This window comes from Aminobacter sp. P4_D5 (assembly GCF_056401815.1).
In genome coordinates, this window is sequence record NZ_JBFUIP010001335.1 from 1 (window position 1) to 530 (window position 530).

Annotated in this window: 1 protein-coding gene; it reads left to right on the forward strand. The window is 69.8% G+C overall.

The annotated features are described in order from the left end of the window. Positions 1 to 530, forward strand: a 530-nt coding sequence (locus tag AC1DWF_RS38260; RefSeq protein WP_476843613.1) for an MlrC C-terminal domain-containing protein, incomplete at both ends; no start/stop codon positions are given.

The following is a 530-nucleotide window of genomic DNA, read 5'->3' on the forward strand; positions in this document are numbered from 1 at the left end:
GGCCTGCCCTGCTGCACCGTCTTCACCGGCTTTCCCCTGGCCGATACCGAGGACACCGCGCTCACCGTTCTCGCCACCGCCCACAAGGACCGCGCCCAGGCCGAGGCGGCGGCGAAGCGCGTGGGCGATCTTGCCTGGTCCATGCGCGAGGAATTCGTCCAGGTGCTGGAGCCGCTGGAGAGCGCCCTCGCCCGCGCCGCGGAGATCCAGGACGGGCCGGTCATCCTCGCGGACATGTCGGACAACTGCCATTCCGGCGGCAGCATGGACAGCATGGCCGTCATCGCGGAGGCGCTGCATCAGGGGCTCGACGCCATCCTCGCCGGCCCGATCCGCGACCCCGAGGCGGTGGCGCAGATGGTCGCGGCGGGGATCGGCGCGACGGTCACGCTCGATATCGGCGGGAAGCTGCATGCGCCGGCGCTCAAGGAGCAGCTGCAGCCGATGCGGCTGACCGGCGTGGTGAAGACGCTCTCCATGGGCAAATTCAAGGTGGAGGGGCCGATCTTCACGGGTATGCCCGTCGATCT